This is a genomic window from Fodinibius saliphilus, assembly GCF_005869845.1.
Classification (GTDB): domain Bacteria; phylum Bacteroidota; class Rhodothermia; order Balneolales; family Balneolaceae; genus Fodinibius; species Fodinibius saliphilus.
The window spans coordinates 237318-259679 of the sequence record NZ_VAWF01000001.1 but is presented as its reverse complement, the minus strand read 5'-3'; the positions used below and the strand labels follow the sequence as shown (position 1 = coordinate 259679).

Sequence of the window (22362 nt, the reverse complement as noted above, 5' to 3'; positions counted from 1 at the left end):
TCTACTTTTTAGGTTTCGTTGGTGGTACCATCTGTACCTGTTCACGTTCTACTACTACCGCTCCGGGAGCAGCACCTTTGGGTTTTCGCACATATTTGCGCTTGGTATACATGACCGGTGCCGATTTCATGCCCCGTGCTTTTGAAAAATAGGCAGCGTAACTGGCAGCTTTCAATATAACCTGTTTCGGTGGATACTCTTTTCTATTACCCATTCGAATAACCACATGAGAGCCTCCCACCCCACGTGCATGTAACCAGATATCCTCTTTGTGGGCATGGCTGGTAAGCTGATCATTGCTCTTGGCATTTTTCCCTATCCAAATCTCAAACTTCCCTTCTTGATATTTCCGAAATGGTGACTTGGCTTGTTTTTCATCATCTCCACCGTAACCAAATTCCTTAAGCGTTTTTTTATGCTTTTTTATCCAGTCATTCAAATCATATAGCCGATCAATTTTATCGATCTCTTTTAAAAGTTGTGTCACCTGCTCCAGGTCTTCTCTGACTTTTGGCAATCGCTTAAGAGCATTTTGGTAAGATTTCTTGGCGTCCTTTGCCTTTTCATAATAGTACTCAGCGTTTTCCGCAATATCCTTCTTTTCTTTTAACGGTATGGTAATAGGGTCATTGTCCTCATAAAAATCATCGAGCGTAAGTTCAGCTGTGCCTTCATTTATCTTTTCGTGGGCATGAGCCATTAACAGATGGCCATACTTTTCATATTTCTCAGACCGCTTCAAACTCTTATCAGCTTGTTCTAACTGTTTAACTAACGATTCTTTTTGTGCTTTACTGCGTTCAAGAAATTCGGTTACATCTTCCTTTTTATTGTGAAGTCTTCGAAGATGTACGGCATTTTTGTAGGCAAATGCGACACAATCATTAACTGTATCACACTCTTTCTCACTAGAGATATTAAGCCATTGTTTAGACCACAAACAAAAATCTCCGGTTTTCAACACCCTGGGATGTGGATCTTCCTTCAAAGCCTGTGATAGCTCGTTAGTAAATGTTTTAACATTCTCCGGAGCCATTTCAGCCACCTTATGTTCTTCAATAATATAAGGCAGTAAGTTTCTCGGTAATAACGGATTAATTTCCGTCATCTGGTTCTTGGCATTACGCCGTGGACTCACCTCATCTTTGAAAGTGGGAGCATGGGGTTCAATCGGTGGCTCTCCTTTTACATCTTCAGGATTTTTAAAAGCATCAATAATTTCATCATCACGGACCACAAAAACATTGGGATGACCACTAAAGAGTTTAAATTGCAGGTAGTCTCCATTTTCAAAATGAATATCCACTAACCGATCTTTATCTGCCAGCTTCATTCCAGTTATTTTTTTATCCTCTAGCATGGAAAAGAAATCAATCACATTACGTTTTTTGGGAGGACGATAATAGTCATGAAATAAAACAGTTTCTCGGGAGTTTGCACTAAAAATTAAACGTGAGGTATCACCATCTTTTTCCACATAAATATGCAGAACATCTTTATGTGGACTAATGGCAAAACGAAAAAATCCACCATTGATTTTTTCTTTTATCTCGCGGTTTAAATATATTAACGTATAAAAGTTGTTCATGCGTTTATGGAGACGTTCTTCAAAATTATTGAAAACACAAGGTTTAACGAATGACATACCCGATATTCAACTCGGTCGTGAACCGAATCGAAGCAGATCTTAAAAAGAGAGATATCACTATAAATTCATTTCGGACTTGGCATGAAGATAGAATAAATGCAACGGGACTGGAAATCGAAATTGATTTAAGTAAGAAAACTACTTACTTGAAATCATTATCAATTAATTTTGATTGGGATCGATTTCGCGAAACCGTTCTTGCCCAAGAACTTGAAGGAATGGAAGAACATCCTTTCTTACAAGACGATAACAAGGTAGAAACATCTATTTCTCCTGTTATTGATATTGAGGTTACATGGTTATTTGACCAGAAAGCTCCTCATCCAAAACTGGCTGCCCAAAATGGCAACCACCGACTAAGCGCAGCAAGTGAATGGATGGAAGAAATTAGCAAAGAAGTTAATGATCTGCTTTCTGATGATGATATCATTACCCGCTGGCATATTGAGGTTGAAGGTACAGAAAGTAGCAAATACTTGTCTGCCGTAAACCTAATCTCCTATTTTCAGTATACCTTGTCTGATCTGAATACGCTTAATCAAGTTCATGAATTTGTTAGTAAACGACTACAAGAATTGCTAGTCAAATCAAATCGTGTACTCAAAATTGCCGACCAGACATTGGAGTCTCAGGCTGCATAATACTTTTATAGATGCAAAAGCGAGTATAGTTTACTTTTTATCCAGTACAGACTTTTCTCAAACTCTTTATAATCTATTGAAGTGCAGAGTTCTGCCCTTATGGGATATTTCTACCAAGGTTAGCAATAGATTCTCTGGAAATCATATGAATTGAAGTAAACTATTCTTCATCTCCCATAATAGAATCATTAACAGCTTCCTTAAAATCCTTCGACATTTTTAGTACCGGCACATACTGTTCCGGAACAATAACTTCTTCATTTGTCTTCGGATTTCGGGCTACGCGCTGTGCTCGCTTCACTACCTTAAAAGTTCCGAAACCCCGCAGTTCAATATGTTCTCCTCTTTTCATGGCATCAATCACTGTTTCCATAAAGCCGTTTACCACAGCTTCAGTTTCAACTTTAGTTAACCCAGTGGATGATGCAATTACGTCAACAATATCAGCTTTTGTCATAGAACGTCACCTTTTAGAATTATCTTTTTAACATTTTCTCTCATAAAATATGAATAGAATAAGACGATAGCACCCTTCATTTTACACCATTTTAACGTTTTTTAATCGTTCCTACCAATAAGAATCGTAATTAAATCTAAAAAATTCGAAAATCTTTTTATACATTCAGCTTGATTCTCATTCAACATAAATAAGCAGACCATTACACATGGAGACATTTGATTGGATTATAAGCACCCTTGAGTATTACATCTGGAGCTATCCGGAGAACTTTCCTTTGATGGTAGCCCTCCTTCTTATATTTGGGCTATATATCACCGTTCGCATGGGATTCATCCAAATACGAAAATTCGGACACGGCCTTAAAGTTGTAACCGGCTTTTATGATGACCCAGAAGATGAAGGAGATATTAATCACTTTCAGGCACTAACTACTGCACTCTCGGCAACGGTAGGTACTGGTAATATTGTAGGTGTTGCTTTAGCCATTCACTATGGCGGACCCGGTGCCCTGTTTTGGATGTGGGTAACTGCAATCTTTGGAATGGCTATCAAGTTTACAGAGGTAACACTTGCCCAGGAATATCGTGGAACCAATCCCGATGGATCTGTTTCCGGTGGGCCAATGTATTATATCGAGCGGGGATTAGGCGATAATTGGAAATGGCTGGCCGTTGCTTTTGCCGGCTCTGCTGCCATCTGTGCTTTTTTGACCGGTAATGCGGTTCAAGCCAATTCTGTTGCCGATATGATGCAGACTGACTTTCAAATTCCATTGTGGGTTACCGGTTTCATAACGGCCAGCCTAGTTGCCGCTGTAATCCTTGGAGGCATTAAACGTATTGGAAAAGTCACCTCCAGACTCGTACCGTTTATGGGCGTGCTCTATGTTTTAGGCGCTTTAATAATTTTGTTTATCAACTATGATGCCATTATTCCATCACTGACAACAATCGTCAGTAATGCATTTAACCCACAAGCCGGAGCCTTTGGTGTCGGATCAGGTGCACTGATCTTCACACTCAGTTATGGTGTACAACGTGGTATTTTCTCGAACGAAGCCGGCCAAGGATCAGCTCCTATTGCTCACTCTGCAGCAAAAACAGATGAGCCCGTTCGCGAGGGAGTAGTAGCACTGCTTGAACCATTCATCGATACATTGGTTATCTGTACAATGACCGGACTCGTTATTATTTCTACCGGTGCATGGGATATGCAACATAAATCAGCTATTAGCCCTACGGGTGACAATGTAACATATGAACTTACCGAACAAGCAACCTCTTCTGCTGCTGATGGTGAAAAGGTTCTCTACTTCAGCGAAGGCGTGGCCGAAAATGGAAATATGAAACACTACGCGGCTCCTGTTGATACTATGTTTACAGATGAAGGGTATTCCGAGCCCTTTACCGGTCGCATTACTCTTTCAAAAAATGAGTCTGATGAAGTATACCAAGCCAATATGGTGGTAACTGAGGATGATAAAGAACTGTCAACATTATATGGAGGTGTTGTCCAAAATGGAGCTCCCCTTACCTCGGCCGCGTTTGAAAAAGGATTGTCTCCCCTCGTACCGGGCGGCGGATACTTGGTGACCTTTGCTATCTTACTATTCGCAGTTTCTACATCTATTAGCTGGAGTTATTACGGGGACCGTGCAGCTCAATACCTATTCGGTTTTGAATCCATATTCATGTACCGATTAGCATACGTGGGGATGCACTTCTTTGGGGCTGTAGTATCACTAGCTACCATTTGGGCTTTTGGTGATGTGATGCTTGGACTCATGGCATTCTTCAATATAATTGCCCTGTTTGCTCTCTCCGGCGTTGCATACAAGATTACACAGAAATACTTTAGTAAAGATCATGAATCTCCTGAATCTTAATATTAAGTCCCATGGCTTCTCAACAATTTGAGAATGTAACACTTATTGAACATCCCGTGATTAACAGAGATCTTACGATCTTGCGGGATGTTTCAACCGGGACAGCACAATTTCGTGCTGCCCTCAAACGTATTGCCGTCATCTTGGCCTATCATGCCCTTAAAGAGCTTCCACTCAAATCTTTTGAGGTAGAAACACCCATTGAGAATACAACCGGTTATGATATTGACCAAGATGTAATGGTTGTTCCTATATTAAGAGCAGGTCTCGGCCTTTCTGATGCTCTGCTTCAATTTATTCCAGACGCCAAAGTAGGGCATTTAGGCATGGAGCGTGATGAAACTACTCATGAACCGATCGATTATTACTCAAATATTCCAAATGGGGTTAGAGAAGATATGGTGTTAGTTGTCGACCCTATGCTGGCAACCGGTGGCAGTGCTCATGATGCGCTATCCTTTTTAGAAGAACAAGGTGCACAACATCTGCGTTTTGTTTCGTTAATATGTGCACCAGAAGGGTTACGCAAATTAGAACAAGAACATCCCAATGTGCATACTATCACTGCCGCTATTGATGAGAAACTCAATGATGATGCATTTATAGTGCCGGGCTTAGGTGATGCAGGTGACAGATACTTTGGTACCATATAACACATTTTCAGCTCTGGCAATTAGCTTATTGATAATTGCTGTTATATCTGCATGCGGAGATCTCTCCGAAAAGCAGTCAAAACAGGTAGACGAAGCTCTGCAAGACTCACTCACATCTACAACCGAAACATGGGGCGTGGATATGGACATAACAGAAGATGGGCTAAAAAAGATTCGCCTCCAGGGCTCTTATGCGGCAACATACAATACCAAAAACCGCAACGAAACCCACATTGACGGCCCTGTCACGATACACGTCTATGATTCCTCCGGTACCATTAAAACACGTGCTTTCTCAAACCGCGCCATCTATAAAACAGAAGAGGCCATCTTTGAACTTTATGGGGATGTTCGGGTTAACACCGAAGACAGCAGACACCTTGAATCAGAATATCTCGAGTGGGAGCAAGATAAAAATATGATCAATACATCAAAGTTCGTGATTATTACTACCCCTACCGACAGTATTGCTGGTACTGGTTTTGAAGGCACTACTGATCTCACAAACTATTCTATAAAAGAACCTAAAGGGCGGGTCACCGTTAACTAGATGAGGGACCAGCACTGCAAATTAACTTTAAATCACTCAAGACTCGCTGCAATATTCGTGGGATTGTTCCTGATATCACTTTTACCTGAATATGCTGATGCTCAGAATAAAGTCAACATTTTGAAAGCAGATAGCATTGTCGGCGGCAGCTACAACGGTGAACGTGTACAGAAAATATTGGGAGATGTTCGCCTTCGCAGCCAAAACATGGAGATGCTCTGCGACAGCGCCTACCAATTTGTAAATAAAAGCGAAATGCGAGCGTTCGGAAATATCCAAATCGATACCGAAGACGAAATGATATGGGCCGACTCTCTTAAATATTTCACAGATATCGATTTTAGTCAACTGCGCGGTCGCGTAGTTATTGAAACCGACAGTACTACCCTTTTTGGAAATAGCGTTGATTATCGCTTCACCACAAAAGTGGCACACTTTCTTGATGATATTCGCTTCGAAGATGAGCAAGGTATTTTGCTGGCAAATTCCGGATTTTACTACCGAAAAGCAGATAGTGCAGTTTTTAGAGGGCATGTCCAGTTAAAAGATTCTCTGAAATATCTTGAAGGCGATTCCCTGTTTACTAACCGAAGCAGTGAATATTATGAGATGTATGGTAATGTTTTTGGGGATGATCAAGAAAATAAAACGATGATTCAGGGCCGGTACCTTGAATCTGACTCTACCGGGAGAAGTTTATTAAAGGAAGAAGCCTGGCTCAAGAACTTTAAATCTGATACTACCGATTCAACACGTGCTGATACAACTCATATTCAAGCTCAAAAAATCCTCTCATCAGAACAACGCACAGAGCGTGATACCACAACTGTTATTCACGGCTATGAAAATGTACGAATATGGTCCCCCGATTTTTCGGCTCTAAGTGATACTACGCAATATACCGACAGTACTGATACTTTTGAACTATGGTCTAATGCCAAATCATGGCATAAACAGGTTCAACTTACCGGCCCCTACATCAAAGCAAAAATTATTGACGGAAATATTGATAGCTTAAAATCATATCCGCGACCGTTCTCTGTTCAACAAGACACCACTTTAGAACGATTAAACCAGATTACTGGAGATACCCTGCATGCTGATTTCAATGAAGGAGACCTTCGCCAAATATATGTTTTTGGCAACGCTCACCTGCTGCGATTCTCCAAAAATGAAGAAGGAGATCCCGATGGTGCCATAGACATGATAGCACCCGATATTCGGATATTTTTTCAGAAGGGAAAACTTGTTAAGATGAAAGGAATCGGAGCTATTAACGGCTCATACCTGCCGGAGAGTAAACAAACGGCTAACAAAAAGTTAGAAGGTTTCTCTTGGGATCCTAAAAAACGTCCCAAACGTCCCGAGACGCCTATGCAACGACGGTTTGCCCCAATATCCGAACAAGTATTCTTTGACCTTCCTCGCAGATATATCAAATACCTTAAAAAGACAGATCCCAAAAATTCCAAACTGAAGTCTGAGTCACCTAAAAAAGAACTAAATTCCAATTAAGGATATATATTGTCCCTGTCTGTAAAGACAGAGACAATAATACCACTATTACATATTTAAATTTAGTCAAGGGAACCTAAGCTTCCTGCAGCTCCATCGTTTTTTCCATCACCTGCTCTTGGATATTCTGAGGAACACGTTCATAGTGAGAAAAAGAACGACTATAACGAGCACTACCTTGAGTGATTGATTTTAAGCGGGTAGCATAATGATCCAGCTCTTCCAGCGGCACCTGCGCTTTAATCTTCTGAATAGATCCTTCAGAATCCATTCCCATAATTTGCCCACGCCGTGTACTAATATCACTCATCACATCTCCCATATGGTCTGCCGGAACGGTCACTTCGATATTATAAACAGGCTCAAGCAGTTTGGGATCTGCTTTCATAAAGCCAGACTTGAAAGCCATAAGAGCGGCCGTTCTAAAAGCAGCGTCATTGGAATCTACGGAGTGCATATCCCCATCGTAAATAGAAATGCGAATATCGCGAACTCGACAGTTACTTAAAGGTCCGCTTTCCATTTTTTCCATGATACCCTTTAAAATTGCCGGCATATAGCGATTATCGATCACTCCACCCACAATACAATTTCGAAATATGAGCTTACCGCCCCAATCCAATTCAATCTCTTGGGTATCACGCACTTTAAGATCGCCGTGCTCGGGCATATTCTCTTTTAGAGGCTCCAGCAGCATCGATACCGCCCCATACTGCCCGGCACCACCCGACTGCTTTTTATGCTTGTATTCTGCTCGGGCAGCCTTTGTAATAGTTTCCCTGTACGGAATACGAGGTTGCACAAAATTGAGCTCAAGATTAAAACGAGTCTTCAGTGCATGTTCGATAACAGCCAGATGCTCTTCGCCCTGCCCGTGAATAATAACCTGCTTTAATTCCTGGCTGTGTTCAACCTTTAGGGATGGATCTTCGCGCTGCAACTGATGAAGAGCCGTTCCCAGCTTATCCTCTTCTCCCTCATTTTTGAGTTCAATAGCTGTACGAATTATTGGTTCCGGAAAATGAATAGGTTCAATCTGAACCTCATTGCCCTTCGGATGCAGTGTATCGTTGACTCCCGTATTTTTAAGCTTTACCGCAGCCCCTATATCACCTGTTAAAATACGATTAGCTTCTTTACGCTCCTCACCATTCGGTAAATATAGACCCGAGATCCGCACTCCGTCATTCGTGGTATGATTTACAAGATCCAGCCCTGGCTCTACGCTTCCACCATAAACCTTGAAATAAAGCATATCTCCTACGTGCGATTCAGAACTATTTTTAAACATAAACATCAATGGATCGGCCTCCTCATCCAGCTCCAGTTTCTCACCTTCAATAGTAAGAGGGGGATTAGCCTCCAGCGGATTTGGAGCTACATTTCCTAAAAAACCCATCACCCGACCGGTACCCATATTGTGCTTAGCACAACAACAAAACAGGGGAAAAATATCTCTGTTTAACAACGATTGTTGCAGTCCCTGTTGCATTTGACTCTCTGTTAACTCCCCTTGCTCCAGGTATAAATCCAACAATGTCTCATCATTTTCTGCTACTGCTTCTACCAATTCATTGTGGAGCAGGTCAGCTTGGGACTGATGGGAATCGGGAATGGGAAGCTTATCGGGTTTGCCACCGTCTTCCGGAAACTCATACATTGTCATTTTTAGTACATCAATAATAGCATGAAAATCCTTCCCTTCACTATAAGGATACTGAACAACAACCACGCCTCGTCCAAATCGTTCTTTGGCCATATCTACGGTTCGTTGGAAATCGGAGTGTTCACTGTCGGGCTTATTAACAATAAATAATGACGGGATATTATATTTTTCAGTATATGACCAGTGTAATTCTGTTCCTACTTCTACTCCATAGTCGGCGTTCAAATTAAATATAGCCGTATCTGCAACCCGCAGTGCCCCTACTACTTCACCGATATAGTCAGCGGTGCCCGGGGTATCTATCAGGTTAATTTTATTCCCTCTCCAGTCAAGATTTAATAATGTACCAAATACCGATTTCTGTTTTTCATGCTCAATCTGGTGGTAGTCAGATGACGTTGTTTTTTCTTCTATAGAACCTCTGCGCTTTTTAGTGCCAGACTCATATAGCATAGTTTCAGACATTGTTGTTTTTCCAGAACCCGAGTGGCCCAGCATTACAACATTTCTTATTCTGGATGGCGAATAGACATTCATAGGCAACCTCCTTTTTGAGTGGAAAAGAGCATACCGAGATGGGCTGTTATTACACAATAACAGAAGTGGATCTTTTGAAAAGCGGATATGTAACTCAGGTTTGTAACCATTGCTCACCCCAGTACTTTTGGATAGTGTCTATACAAGTAAGCTAAAAAAAGGTTTGAACTCAATACTTTGTTATAAATTTGGTAACATTAGCAGGAGTTTTAACCAGAAATAATCCTATTTAATGAAAAAAATCCTGCTCATTCAAACCGGCGGTACCATTGCCATGGATATCAGCGAAGGTCAACAGCCCAAACTTAATTCTGAAAAATGGGCTGAACTGATGTATCAGGCAATTCCTGAATTATCAGAGATTGCTGAAATTCATATTGAGCGTCTCTTTTTTGAAGACAGCTCTGACATCAATAAAAAACATTGGGGTCAGCTGGCTGAATTTATTTATGACCAATATTCAAACTATGACGGATTTGTAATTCTTCATGGCACTGATACCATGGCGTATACTGCGTCAGCGCTCTCCTTTGCTCTTCAGGATCTTAATAAACCCATTATTCTTACCGGTAGCCAGGTTCCCATGAGTAATATTCGCAGTGATGCGCGCCGCAACCTGGTCAACGCCGTGGAGATGGCAACAATGGCACTGCCCGAAGTTGCAATCTGTTTTAATGATTTTGTATATCGCGGTAACAGAGCTACCAAAATAAGTATTGGAGATTTTGATGCTTTTGCCTCACCAAACTTTCCGCCACTGGCAGAAATTGGTCTTAATATTGAGATGTCGGATTATGTGCGGCCATCACAAAAGAACCTGCAGCTTGAAACTAATTTCTCTGATGACCTTTTCTTGCTAAAAATATATCCCAACCTAGCCCCTTCTTTTCTGGAACAGATCGACTTAACCAAAATTCGGGCGTTGGTGATTGAAGCATTTGGCAGTGGTAATTTCCCTATCCATGGAGAACAAAGTTTACTACCTTTTTTCAAAAAATGTATCGATCATAACATACTTCTTGTGATTGGATCGCAAGCAGCCTATGACGCAGTAGAACTGAGTAACTATGAAAGTGGGAATAAAGCTGACAAAATGGGTGCCTTAAGTGCTAAAGATATGACGACTGAAGCAACGCTCACAAAATTGATGTATCTTCTTGCCAAACATACCGATAATGACAATCTTGCTGCAGCATTTAATAAAAATTTAGTTGGAGAACTGACGGAGTAACCATGTTTTTTGTATTTGATGTAGAAACGATTCCCGATTTTGAATTTGTTCGTAATGTAATTGAAGATCCCGAAAAGGATGATGACGATCTTCTGATCCAGGCAAGTGAAAAATTAGCCCGTAATTCTTCAGGGTTTTTGCCTCCCATGTATCACCATATGATCTCTTGGGTTGGATTATGGATCGAAAACAATGGCGCTCCCAAAAAGAAAGTAGGCTGGCACGGTACCGATGAAAAAGAAGGATTGATCAAACTTTTTGACGCCCTGAGCACATACAAAGATTTTGGGTTGGTTCATCACAACGGCCGCGGATTTGATCTACCCCTGCTCACCTACAGAGCCCTTAAGCATGGACTTCAGATGCCTAAACGGCTCAATCACTACGACATCAAATATCGTTACAGCAACGATAATGTGGATCTGCTTGATGAGTTTAGCAACTATGGGGCTAGCTCGTGGCCCAAGCTGAAGCACCTGGGCTATCTCATTGATATTCCATTTAAACAAACCGGTGAAGGGAATGAAGTACTCAAAATGTTCCGAGAAGATAAACTGGCTGAAATTGAACACTACTGCTATGAGGACGTCATGGCGACTTATGTAGTATGGCTACATCTTAAGTACACCGTGGGGGATATCTCAAAAGAGCTGTTCGATAATCTAAATGAAAGGGCAATGAGCAAACTCAATGAAATACAAAGTGATGAATAGAGGCTTTTATAAGCAGTAAACCTCCCTCTGAGATGGCTCTGCCCTCATATCTGCCTTATTATTTTTAACAAGAGACAAACCCCTTGGAACTTATATTTGGGAGCTGTTAGCTGACATTTTTTTCAATAGCCCAACTGGCATATGCTTTCAACTTGTACCAGAACCAAGCCTAATTAAGCTACTTTGTGACACCTAACTTCGAAGGAAAATTGGCAGTATTCTTGTACAGCTTATATAAGGTTAAATGAATAATATCATTTCCTTTTTAAATTTTAGTACCTGCAGGAATAGCTTCACCTTTGGGAACAATTACAATACCATCTACAACGTGGTATTGCTCGTATTCCCCGTCTTCCAAGTGGTCTCCTCCGGCAATACGAACATCATCGCCTATACGTACATTTTTATCAATAATAGCATTACTAATAAAGCAACGTTCCCCTATCCCCATTACCGAAGGCTCCCTTTCACTCTCTTCCATCTCACTTTGAGACTGAAAATAGTCGTTACCCATGATAATAGAATTCTCAATGGTTGTGCCTTTACCAATGCGAGACCGTATACCTATAACAGAACGCTCAATTCTGCTGGCTTCTATCAAACAGCCCTCGGCAAGTACCGAGTGATCAAAAGTTGTTCCCGAAAGTTTTGATGCGGGGAGCAAACGGGCATGCGTATAGATAAAATCTTCGTTGTCATACAAATTAAATTTCGGCAGATCATCGGTGAGATCAAGATTGGCTTCAAAAAAAGATTCAATAGTTCCGATATCCGTCCAGTAGCCATCAAATTCAAAACTCTGCACTTTAAAATTATTATTAATGGCCTGTGGAATAATCTCTTTTCCAAAATCGGTGGCCTCTTCATGTTCATCTAATAGTTCATTCAGGGCCTCTTTTTTAAAGATATAGATTCCCATAGAAGCCAGGTACACACGACCATCCTTGCTAAATTTTTCTTCAGTATCAGACTGCCACTGATCAAGCTCATCAGTATCGGGCTTTTCTACAAAGCTTTCAATCTCTCCCTGTTTATTGGTTCTCATAATCCCAAAGCCGGTAGCATCTTCAGCTACCACGGGAATAGTTGCTACGGTCAAATCTGCATCAAAACGTTCATGCTTCTCCATTAAATCACGGTAGTCCATCTGGTAAAGCTGATCACCCGAAAGTACAAACACATGCTCATGCCGGTGGCTTTCCATGTGATGAATTGACTGGCGAACCGCATCTGCGGTACCTTGGTACCAAGTCTTACTTTTGGGAGTTTGTTCAGCAGCAAGAATATCTACAAACCCATCACTGAAAACATCAAAATTATAAGTATTTTTGATATGACGATTTAACGAGGCTGAATTGAACTGGGTAAGTACATAAATACGCCGGATATCCGAATTTAGACAGTTTGAGATAGGAATATCTACAAGTCGATATTTACCGGCTATCGGAACTGCGGGTTTTGAACGAAGCTTAGTGAGTGGAAATAATCGTGTTCCTTTTCCACCACCTAAAATAACTGCAATTGCTTTACTACGCATAAATAACTCTTTGTGTCCTTAGCTATTTTTCGGTCAATTTATTATACATTTTAATATACTCTTTGGCAGAAGCTTTCCAAGAAAAATCAAGACTCATTATTCGCCTGCGAGTATTCTTTATTTCTTTCTGGTCCTGATAAAAATCAAGTGCTCGTTGCAAAGCTTCACTTGCCGCATCATGCAAGAAGTCATAAAACGTAAGACCATATCCGTTGGGTTCCCCAATATCAATTACGGTATCTTTAAGACCCCCGATGTTACGTACAATTGGGATAGTTCCGTAACGCATTGAATACATCTGGTTTAACCCACAAGGCTCTACACGAGAGGGCATGATCATAAAATCACTTCCGGCATATATTTGGTGAGCCAATGGTTCATTAAAGTCCAGTGTTGCATCAAAGTATCCTACAAAACGTTCATTCATATTTGAAAACTCCCTGTGTAGCTCACGGCTTCCGGTTCCCAATACAATAAAATTCACCGACTGGGAATCCTCTAAATATTCGCGAAATAAGTCTGGCAACAGATCTGCTCCCTTTTCATAAGCTAGACGTCCGATATATGAGATTGTAGGTCGATTGGGATCTAAACTGAATTGCTCACAAAGAACTTCCTTGTTCTTTTGTTTGCCGGATGTAACATCCTCTTTGCTAAAATGATGAGCAATCATGGGATCAGTTTGGGGATCCCATACCGTAGTATCAATCCCATTTATTATACCCCGGGATTTCTGTTTCTCATTCCGAAATAACCATTCCAAGCCATTACTGTTATGAGCGAGCTCATCCATGTAAGACTCTGATACCGTTGTAATCTGCCAACAGGTTTTAAGGCCTGCTGCCAAACAGTTCAGTTTCCCATCCCAATCAGCCAATCCAATATGTTGCATATCAAATTCAGGGAGCTGATACACATTCTTCCTATCAAAAATACCGTGATACTCTCCATTATGAACCGTCAATACGGTGGGTAAATGCTTGATATCCCGATAGCGATAGCTCTGTGTAAGCATAAAAGGTATTAACCCGGTATGGTGATCATGGCAATGCAGCAGGTCTGGTTTGTGTTGCATCTGATTAATCCAATCAAGTATGGCAATCTGAAAACTGGCAAAACGCTCAAAATCATCAGCATAGCCACTTCCGGTATGGGGATCGGCATAGATACCGGGCCGGTCAAAGCGTTTGGGAATATCTACTACAAAGAGCGGAAACCCGAGAATATCCCCTTTCTGGCGCTGAATACGAAATTCAAATTTCCAATCCCCCAGTGGAGTTGTATCCTCAAAAACTGTCTCAAAAGCGTGGTTTCGAATCCATTTATTTCCATATTTTGGCATCACTACTGCAGCAGATACATCTTGCTTTAATAAATATTTTGGCAGGGCCCCAACAACATCAGCCAGGCCACCAACCTTGGCAACAGGGTAACACTCTGTACTGAAATGAATCACTTCCATTATAATATCGTAACTCTTATTAAAGGACTTCGTATGGGTAAATCTTTTTGGCAGAATAATGTATGTTCACTAGGTTACGCTGAATTAATCAAAACTTTAAATTTGTATCAAAAAGTTTTTTCATTTATTCACTTGAGAATCAAATAACTAAATAAAGAACTATGGCTGTAATTGAAGTACGTAATATCAATAAATCTTTTGGGGATACACAGGCCGTTCGGGATGTGAGCTTTGAAGTACCCAAAGGCCGTATATTTGGGTTATTGGGACCCAATGGAGCCGGTAAAACTACTGCAATACGTATAATAAATCACATTCTTATTGCCGATAGCGGCACAGTAACCATAAATGGTGAAGAGGTAAGCCCCAAAACACAGAGTATGATTGGGTATATGCCCGAAGAACGAGGACTCTACAAAAAAATGAAGGTGGGCGAACAGCTTATCTACCTGGCACAGCTTAAAGGGTTAAGTTACAGCAAAGCCAAAGAAGCCACTAAATACTGGCTTGACCGCTTTGAAGCCTCTGACTGGTACAACAAAGAGGTTGGAGAACTATCCAAAGGGATGTCTCAAAAGATACAGTTTATTGCTACTATTGCCCATGAACCAGATCTGTATATCTTTGATGAACCTTTTAGCGGACTTGACCCCATCAACAGTGAGATGCTCAAAGAGATTGTTATCGAACTACGTGAAAAAGGGAAAACGGTACTCTTTTCAACCCACCGCATGGAACAAGTAGAACAGATGTGTGACGAAATCTGCCTTTTCAATAATGGCAGAGCCGTTCTTAATGGTAATCTTCGCGATATCAAACAGAAGTTCGGAAAGAATACTGTCAATATTGAGTTTGAAGGAGACCATAGTTTCTTAGACAAACTGGATAATGTACGCATCAATAATCGGTCTACTAATTTTGCAGAAATCCGCGTACTCAATGGACAGCATATGCAGGATATACTTAAAACTGCAATGAACCATGCAGAAATCTATAAGTTCGAACGCGTCGAACCCTCTCTTACCGAAATTTTCATCTCTACTGTCGGAGAAGATAATATTAATGAAAAAGAATTAGTCTAATCTATGAGTCTGCAACAGATACTACTTGTATTGAAGCGGGAATATATGACCCGCATCCGTTCAAAAGCATTTATTATTGCTACCATTTTAATTCCCCTTGGGATGGTGGCTTTTATTGGAATTGTAATAGGAATCTCGGTTTGGGATTCTGATACTCAGCGAACAATCGGCATAAAAGATAATACTGAAGTACTCTACTCACGCCTTAATAGTCTTGATGAAGAACAATACCAAAATTTTAATGATGTTTCAGAAGATTCTTTGCGATCGCTGGTACAAGCCGAGAAGATCGATGGCTACCTATTGCTTGATGAAGCCCATATAGCCGGTGATGCAAATGCTGAATTTGTATCCAGCGGGGCAGGCGGTCTTAAGCTTCAGTCTTCAATTCGGTCTGATCTTCGTGAAGTTATCAGGGATGAACGTCTGGATCGGGCTAACGTATCAGAAGATGTAAAGGAGATCTATGCTAGTAGTGTAACTCTTGAAACCCGAAAGCTTACCCAAGAAGGCGAAGAAACCGAAGATGATACTGGCTTCCTGACTATTGTAGGAGTCATAATGGGGGTTATTATTTTTGGTGCTATCACCGGCTATGGCGGACTCATAACTCGCAGTGTTATTGAAGAAAAGACAAATCGCATTATTGAGGTAATTGCATCTTCAGTTAAACCTATTGAACTGCTATTGGGTAAGCTATGTGGTATTGGTGCTCTGGCACTATCACAAATGACATTCTGGATAGCCTCATTATTAGGGCTGGCTGCAGCCGCCGGACCTATTGCAGGTATGTTTTTAATGGATGAGATGAGTGGCATGTCAGAGGCTCAAAAAGCGGCCCAAGCCTCACAGGGTATTGACCCCTCTGTATTTTCTATTCCCACTATAGAGACTTCACTAATCATCTATTTTATTATCTTCTTCCTTTTAGGATATTTGATCTACAGTGCCCTTTTTGCTGCTATCGGTTCAGCTGTTGATTCAGAGACAGATACCCAACAGTATATGATACCGATTATGGTACCAATTATGGCTGCCTATATGATTATGTTTCAAACCATGGAAAACCCGGATGGTATGCTTTCTGTGGTAGGATCGCTCATCCCCTTCTGTACCCCTATTGTAATGATTACTCGCATTGCCATTACTGATGTACCCATATGGCAAATTGGTCTCTCTATTGTTCTGATGATTGCTACATTTGGCGGAACGATGTGGTTAAGTGCCAAAATTTATAGCGTAGGAATACTCAGTTATGGTAAAAGTGCCAATTTCAAAGAGCTGATAAAATGGATTAGAGAAGGATAAACTTTTCAAATAAGAGTAATGAGCGGAATATACCGCTCATTACATTACTCTTAATATTTCTACTTACTGTAAGAGCTGGTCAATTTTCGTATAAACCCTGGCATCATATTCGTCCTGAATATATTCTGATAAGAAATCCGTAATCTCTTTATTCCTATTTTTCTCTAATCCTTTAACAAGCAGAAACCGAATACGCGGATCAGGATCTTTTAATAACTCACTTGCCCTGCTAAGCCAGTCGCTTGGGGTATGGTCATGCTGTATAAGGCAGCGCATTGCCTGCATACGAATTTCATAATCATAGTCTCTCGAAATAAACAGCTCTGCTCTTTCAATAGCCTCTTTTATCGCTCCCATATTGGCTAATTCCTGTATTACAAATATAGCTCTTTTTCCGACCGAATCTTGTTGAACTACCGACTCGGCAAAACCAGTAAACTGAGCCTTGGATGTCAAACTCGTTAATACCTGGACAGCTTTTTTAAAGAACACAAAGTTATCAGTCCTTTGGGCTATATTCTCTACTCGGTCAATGATAGAGGTATTTCCTTTAAAATTTTGTAGAGCTGTCAATCCGGCTTCCCGAATAACTTGATGTTCACTCTTCAAGGCAGCTAAGAAAACTTGTTCTGTACCTGTAGCTCCATCGGTAATATCACCAAAAGAACGAAGAAGAGCAGCCTCTACTTTAGGTTCGATATCTCTTTTCATGAAATCCTTAATTGCTAGTTGGAGATCTGGATTATCGGTATGGATGCCCAGCTTCCCTGCTGCGGCTGCACGCTCATCTACAGTTTCTCCATTTCGAAGTTCATATATAAGGAAAGAAGCAGGCTTATATTCATCTAAAACTAAATTAGGATAGCCTGAAGTGATCAGTTGGATAGTGCCAATCATTGGCTCTACCTGAAGTACGATCGTATCTTCATTGCCCGTAAAGGTAACTTCCGATGACTTGTTTTTGTTAGGATATATTTCTGAAGCATTGATCGTAACAAGATCGGAATAGCTCCCCTTTTCTGCCTTAAATCGGAGTTTCAACTGACCTTCTGCTTCATTCAGTTCATAGCTAACCCTATATAAGATGGAATCTTGCGAACTTTTATCCATCATTTCTTTTTTAACTGTTAGTTTAGGCTTTTCAAACAGAGGTTGTCCAATATCTTGATACCATGCATCGGCATACTTTTGCCAAGATACAATAGCCTTTTGGTTAGCTAATATATTGGGAGCTTCTGTTTTGATAAATGAACGAACAGATGCATTTTGCCATCCTTCTACCCCTCTTTGCCACATATTCCAGCGACTAGTACCATAATTTTCATATACAGTGAAAGGAACATCCTCTGGGCTATCAGCGGTATCTAACTCTAGTGAGGATTCTACCATTTCATTTGCTATTAATGTCTGGTAAAGTGTTAAGGCATCGGCATCATCCCACTGCTGCACACGCTGATATTCACCAAACCACTGTCCTATAATACCCCGCAGTAACTGTATCTCTAGAGATCCCCTGTTCTCATATAGAAATACGGTGGACGCGCCCCACGATTTTGATTCCCAATTATGATCTTCTGCCACTATAATATTCAATTGGTTATAAGGATAATTGAGCTGTAACCTATCCGACAATTCAGTTAGGTATTTTTGGGCTTTTGCTAGTAAGTTCTCTGTTTCCACCCTTGCAGTAAGTGGCTGTTCAGTAGCAATATTTATCTTTTTAGATCGATATTTTGTAGAGTCGTGTTTAAAATCACCGATGGCAAAAGCAAGACTTGAAGCCGGTATGCTAGTGCCTGAGGAGAAATGATATCGCATAACATCTACTGATACGGTTTCTTCTTTTACCTTTTTACCGCTAGCCCAAAGTTGAAAACCGGAAGGCACTGCAATATTAAAGTTGGTCTTGAAATCTACATTGGGGTGATCCACAACAGGTACCCAATGGCGCTGGGTTTTGGGGAGCATTGAAGTCCAAACCGTACCATTCTGATTTTTTAGTAACCCAAATGTAGGATTACCCGAATATCGTATATTCACTGTATATTGCTGCCCCTTCTCCGTAGAATCAACCACCGGAACAAAAAGAGAATCGTTATGTAGGGAATAATCTGCCGATTCTTCATCTACTGAAACCGAACTTATGTCTAAATGAGAAGCTAATAATGTTAGAGTATCTGCCCCACTGATATTTGCTTCTATGGTATACTTTGCCGCCCCATCAATTCGCAAATTTTGCGGTTGTATACCCAAATCCAATGTTAGAGTTATGAAGTCAAAATCCAATTTGGGATAGGCATCATAATCAAATGATTGGGCATTGGTTTGTTGATGAATGCCAATAGAAAAGAATACAGTTGCCAAAATAATAATGAATCGAAAATATGGGAATAAAACACCAGTTTTGCGCATGAGCAAGATCAAATATTGATTTAATAATGTTACTTATTGCTATTGAATCATAAGAATATAAGAAGACTTGTCCTTACGAATAAATATAAACACAACTGATTATTTTTGTTCCACGACTGGTAAATGATTACTCAATTAAATCTGTTAATCGAAATGAGATCAAATATTAATTAAAACTATTTTTATGAGCAGTATGAAAGCGATGCAAATAACAGAGCCGGGATCCGACTTTATTGAGGTTGAAAAAGAGATACCTTCCCCGGATGCAAATGAAGTTTTAATACAAGTTCAGGCCTGTGGTATTTGCCACAGCGATGCCTTTGTAAAAGATGGTACTTTTCCAGGTATCAATTACCCGCGAGTGCCGGGACACGAAGTTATAGGCACTATTGAAGAAACAGGTAGCAATATTTCATCTTGGCATAAGGGGCAGCGGATAGGCGTTGGCTGGCACGGCGGACACTGCTTCCAATGTGAAGCTTGCCGGAACGGAGATTTCATTAACTGTGAAAATGCTCAGGTTACCGGCATCCACTTTGATGGCGGTTATGCCGAATATATGACTGCTCCAGAAAGTGCTCTTGCTTCCATCCCAAAAAGTCTTGATTCGGCCAAAGCTGCTCCTTTGCTTTGTGCCGGCATTACAACCTTCAATGCATTACGCAACAGTAATCTTGAGGCCGGTGATATCGTTGCCGTTCAGGGCATTGGCGGACTTGGTCATTTGGGAGTCCAATATGCTCAACACTTTGGATGTGAAGTTGTTGCTCTCTCTCGTGGTACAGAGAAAAAAGAACTAGCCCAAGAATTGGGAGCCGACCATTATATTGACACCACAACAACTGATCCTGTTGAGAAACTGCAATCCCTTGGTGGCGCGGATATAATTCTTGCTACGGCTCCCAGTAGTAAGGCTATCACCGAAATTGTTAATGGGCTAGCTCGCAACGGACAGCTTATGATTGTTGCGGCCACTGTAGACCCTGTAGAAGTATCACCTATGCAGCTTATTACCGGTCGAAAATCTATTACCGGATGGCCCAGTGGCAGTCCCAAAGCATCTGAAGATACCCTCGACTTCAGTGCACTTAAAAAGATAACTCCCAAAATTGAAACCTTTCCCCTTCAACAGGCAAATGAGGCCTATGAGCGCATGATTAACAATGAAGCACGATTTCGAGTTGTGCTTGATATAAACTAATTACCATCTCCCAGCTAGCATCAGACTAGCTGGGACTATCACCCCCCTTTATCAGGTAATGATTCGGTACTGGAAGGCCTAAAACGTATCATCACAGCAGAAACAAAAGCTCCCATGAAAACCAGCCCTGCAGCAATATACATTATCATCGAAAAGCTATACAAAAATGAATCTTTTACGCCTTTTTTCAGCTCCTTATTAACCTCTGCTGAAACCTCTTTCGGAATATCAGCCTTGGCTAAATTTGGAATCTCAGTCCTCATTTTTTGCTGTATTTCATTGGGAATCTTCTTTTGTTTCATATCTGAGGTAAGCTGCTGACCAAAAATAGTAATTGCTAACGCTCCTAAAAGAGCAACCGATAGCATCCCCGATAGACGTGAAACTGCTTTATTAACTCCAGATGCTTTACCTGCATCGGATCGGTCGACCGAACTCATAACCGTGGTATTAAGCGGTGCAAAACTAATAGCCATTCCCAGCCCCAAGAAAAAGATACCGGGGAAAAAGCTGTACCAATAGCTACTACCAGTGCCGTAAATCCCTAGCAATAAAAGTCCGAGGCTGCTTAAAATAGGTCCCACTACCAATAAAGGACGTGCCCCAAACCGTACAATTAACCCTCCCGACCAACGAGATAATCCGCCAATCAATAATGGAAACGGTATAAAGGCAGCTCCAGCTGCTGTTGCAGAATACCCCTGCACCTGTATCAGGTTAAAAGGTAAAAGAAAGAATACGCCTGCCAACGAAAAATAGAAGCATACCGTTACTAAATTGGCCCCCGTAAAAGTTTTGGACTGAAATAGTGAAGGGGGCATCATCGGGTCTTCGATATTTGTTTCTACCCATACAAAACACCAGAACACCAAAAGCCCAACTCCTAAAGTTGATAAAACTACAGCATTATCAATACCAAGCTTTGATGCTTCAATAAGGCCATAACAAATTAGTCCCAATCCTAAGGTAGCAAGTAATGCTCCTTTCCAGTCTGGTTTGCCCGATTCGTTTGCTGTTTTACTCTCGGGCATGCGTACAGCTAAAATGATAAGTACAGCAATTGCCATAGGCACACTAATCAAAAAGATAAACCGCCAAGAAAGCTGATCAACTAATATCCCGCCCAATAACGGTCCGGCAGCAGTAGCAAGTGCGGTAAATCCCGACCAAGTTCCAATAGCCTTACCGCGATTTTCCTTCTCATACAGATCAGTTAATATTGCTAAACTCCCGGGAATCATCAGTGCCCCACCTATTGCTTGGCCTCCTCTTGCTACTATCAGCTGGTAAACGTCGGGAGCCAGTCCACACCAGATAGTTGTCAAAAGGAAAATAAAAACGCCTGTTCCGAATACTCGTTTTCTGCCATAGTAATCACCCGCCGACCCTCCGGTTAAAATTAACGTGCCTAATATGAACGTATAAATACTAATAACCCATTGCATATCGGCAACAGTGGCATCCAAGGCATGCTGGATAGCCGGTAATGCTACGTTTACAACGGATCCATTAATAAAGGCCATACTTGAACCAATAATTGTAGCTGCAAGCGCCCAGCGTTTTTGTGTACTGCTAATTTTTGACATTAGGGTTAGAAGTTATTCTCAAATATTCTCTTGCAATAGGATTGGGAACCCTTTCGACCTATAGCTCCAATGGAGTTTAATTCCCCTCACCAAAAATAAACGGATGATGATACAACCAGTCCTGTCAGTGATTGAGGTTTTGCAAAATCCTTTGTACGAACTATGTAATTATTTTCGAAGTTGAAAGTACCAGTTAACTTATTTTATCACAATTAAAAAGCACAGCATTGTAAAAGCGCATAAAATGAGCTCTCAACTCTCTATATACCTAATCA

Annotated in this window: 17 protein-coding genes; 10 read left to right on the top strand and 7 right to left on the bottom strand. The window is 41.0% G+C overall.

Going from position 1 to position 22362, the window contains the following annotated elements:
* Position 1: 1 nt before the first annotated feature.
* Positions 2-1645, bottom strand: a complete 1644-nt coding sequence (locus FCN14_RS01135; RefSeq protein WP_138429250.1) for an NFACT RNA binding domain-containing protein — start codon at positions 1643-1645, stop codon at positions 2-4.
* On the opposite strand from FCN14_RS01135, the gene FCN14_RS01130 reads away from it, so the two are divergent.
* Positions 1639-2289 carry a hypothetical protein gene (locus FCN14_RS01130; RefSeq protein ID WP_138429249.1) on the top strand — a complete coding sequence of 217 codons (651 nt, stop codon included), beginning with the start codon at positions 1639-1641 and terminating at the stop codon, positions 2287-2289. The genes FCN14_RS01135 and FCN14_RS01130 overlap by 7 nt on opposite strands.
* A 160-nt stretch (positions 2290-2449) precedes the next feature.
* Here the strand turns inward: FCN14_RS01130 and FCN14_RS01125 are convergent, their stop codons facing one another.
* Positions 2450-2746 (bottom strand): HU family DNA-binding protein, encoded by a 297-nt coding sequence (locus FCN14_RS01125; RefSeq protein WP_138429248.1) that lies wholly within the window; start codon positions 2744-2746, stop codon positions 2450-2452.
* A 208-nt stretch (positions 2747-2954) separates the two neighbouring features.
* Between FCN14_RS01125 and FCN14_RS01120 the strand changes: the two genes are divergently transcribed.
* The 4 genes from FCN14_RS01120 to FCN14_RS01105 are packed head-to-tail and all read left to right on the top strand — an operon-like array spanning position 2955 to position 7352.
* Positions 2955-4634 (top strand): alanine/glycine:cation symporter family protein, encoded by a 1680-nt coding sequence (locus tag FCN14_RS01120; protein ID WP_246043072.1) that lies wholly within the window; start codon positions 2955-2957, stop codon positions 4632-4634.
* A gap of 11 nt (positions 4635-4645) precedes the next feature.
* Positions 4646-5287, top strand: coding sequence for a uracil phosphoribosyltransferase (gene upp / locus FCN14_RS01115; protein WP_138429247.1), 642 nt, complete (start codon positions 4646-4648; stop codon positions 5285-5287).
* Positions 5262-5837 carry an LPS export ABC transporter periplasmic protein LptC gene (lptC, locus tag FCN14_RS01110; protein WP_171032764.1) on the top strand — a complete coding sequence of 192 codons (576 nt, stop codon included), beginning with the start codon at positions 5262-5264 and terminating at the stop codon, positions 5835-5837. The genes upp and lptC overlap by 26 nt, the downstream gene beginning before the upstream one ends.
* Positions 5838-7352 (top strand): OstA-like protein, encoded by a 1515-nt coding sequence (locus FCN14_RS01105; RefSeq protein ID WP_138429245.1) that lies wholly within the window; start codon positions 5838-5840, stop codon positions 7350-7352. It abuts the gene before it with no gap.
* A gap of 76 nt (positions 7353-7428) precedes the next feature.
* Here FCN14_RS01105 and FCN14_RS01100 read toward each other — a convergent pair whose 3' ends face one another.
* Entirely contained in the window at positions 7429-9555 is a 2127-nt protein-coding gene (locus tag FCN14_RS01100) for an elongation factor G (RefSeq protein WP_138429244.1), read from the bottom strand.
* A gap of 232 nt (positions 9556-9787) precedes the next feature.
* On the opposite strand from FCN14_RS01100, the gene FCN14_RS01095 reads away from it, so the two are divergent.
* Both FCN14_RS01095 and FCN14_RS01090 read left to right on the top strand, forming a co-directional pair.
* Entirely contained in the window at positions 9788-10786 is a 999-nt protein-coding gene (locus tag FCN14_RS01095; protein WP_138429243.1) for an asparaginase, read from the top strand.
* Between the two features lie 2 nt (positions 10787-10788).
* Positions 10789-11499 carry a 3'-5' exonuclease family protein gene (locus tag FCN14_RS01090; protein WP_138429242.1) on the top strand — a complete coding sequence of 237 codons (711 nt, stop codon included), beginning with the start codon at positions 10789-10791 and terminating at the stop codon, positions 11497-11499.
* 265 nt (positions 11500-11764) lie between these two features.
* Here the strand turns inward: FCN14_RS01090 and FCN14_RS01085 are convergent, their stop codons facing one another.
* Both FCN14_RS01085 and FCN14_RS01080 read right to left on the bottom strand, forming a co-directional pair.
* Positions 11765-13036, bottom strand: coding sequence for a glucose-1-phosphate adenylyltransferase (locus tag FCN14_RS01085; RefSeq protein WP_138429241.1), 1272 nt, complete (start codon positions 13034-13036; stop codon positions 11765-11767).
* Positions 13037-13058: 22 nt separating this feature from the next.
* Entirely contained in the window at positions 13059-14498 is a 1440-nt protein-coding gene (locus FCN14_RS01080) for a glycogen synthase (RefSeq protein ID WP_138429240.1), read from the bottom strand.
* Between the two features lie 161 nt (positions 14499-14659).
* On the opposite strand from FCN14_RS01080, the gene FCN14_RS01075 reads away from it, so the two are divergent.
* Together FCN14_RS01075 and FCN14_RS01070 are read left to right on the top strand one after the other, a co-directional pair.
* Positions 14660-15580, top strand: coding sequence for an ABC transporter ATP-binding protein (locus tag FCN14_RS01075; RefSeq protein WP_138429239.1), 921 nt, complete (start codon positions 14660-14662; stop codon positions 15578-15580).
* 3 nt (positions 15581-15583) lie between these two features.
* Entirely contained in the window at positions 15584-16888 is a 1305-nt protein-coding gene (locus FCN14_RS01070; protein ID WP_138429238.1) for an ABC transporter permease, read from the top strand.
* A 63-nt stretch (positions 16889-16951) separates the two neighbouring features.
* Here FCN14_RS01070 and FCN14_RS01065 read toward each other — a convergent pair whose 3' ends face one another.
* Entirely contained in the window at positions 16952-19252 is a 2301-nt protein-coding gene (locus FCN14_RS01065) for a HEAT repeat domain-containing protein (protein ID WP_171032762.1), read from the bottom strand.
* 232 nt (positions 19253-19484) lie between these two features.
* On the opposite strand from FCN14_RS01065, the gene FCN14_RS01060 reads away from it, so the two are divergent.
* Positions 19485-20501 (top strand): alcohol dehydrogenase, encoded by a 1017-nt coding sequence (locus FCN14_RS01060; protein WP_138429236.1) that lies wholly within the window; start codon positions 19485-19487, stop codon positions 20499-20501.
* A 38-nt stretch (positions 20502-20539) separates the two neighbouring features.
* On the opposite strand, the gene FCN14_RS01055 is transcribed toward FCN14_RS01060, so the two are convergent.
* The gene (locus FCN14_RS01055; RefSeq protein ID WP_138429235.1) at positions 20540-22087 is read right to left on the bottom strand and encodes an MFS transporter; all 1548 of its coding nucleotides are present in this window, start codon (positions 22085-22087) and stop codon (positions 20540-20542) included.
* Positions 22088-22362 lie beyond the last annotated feature (275 nt).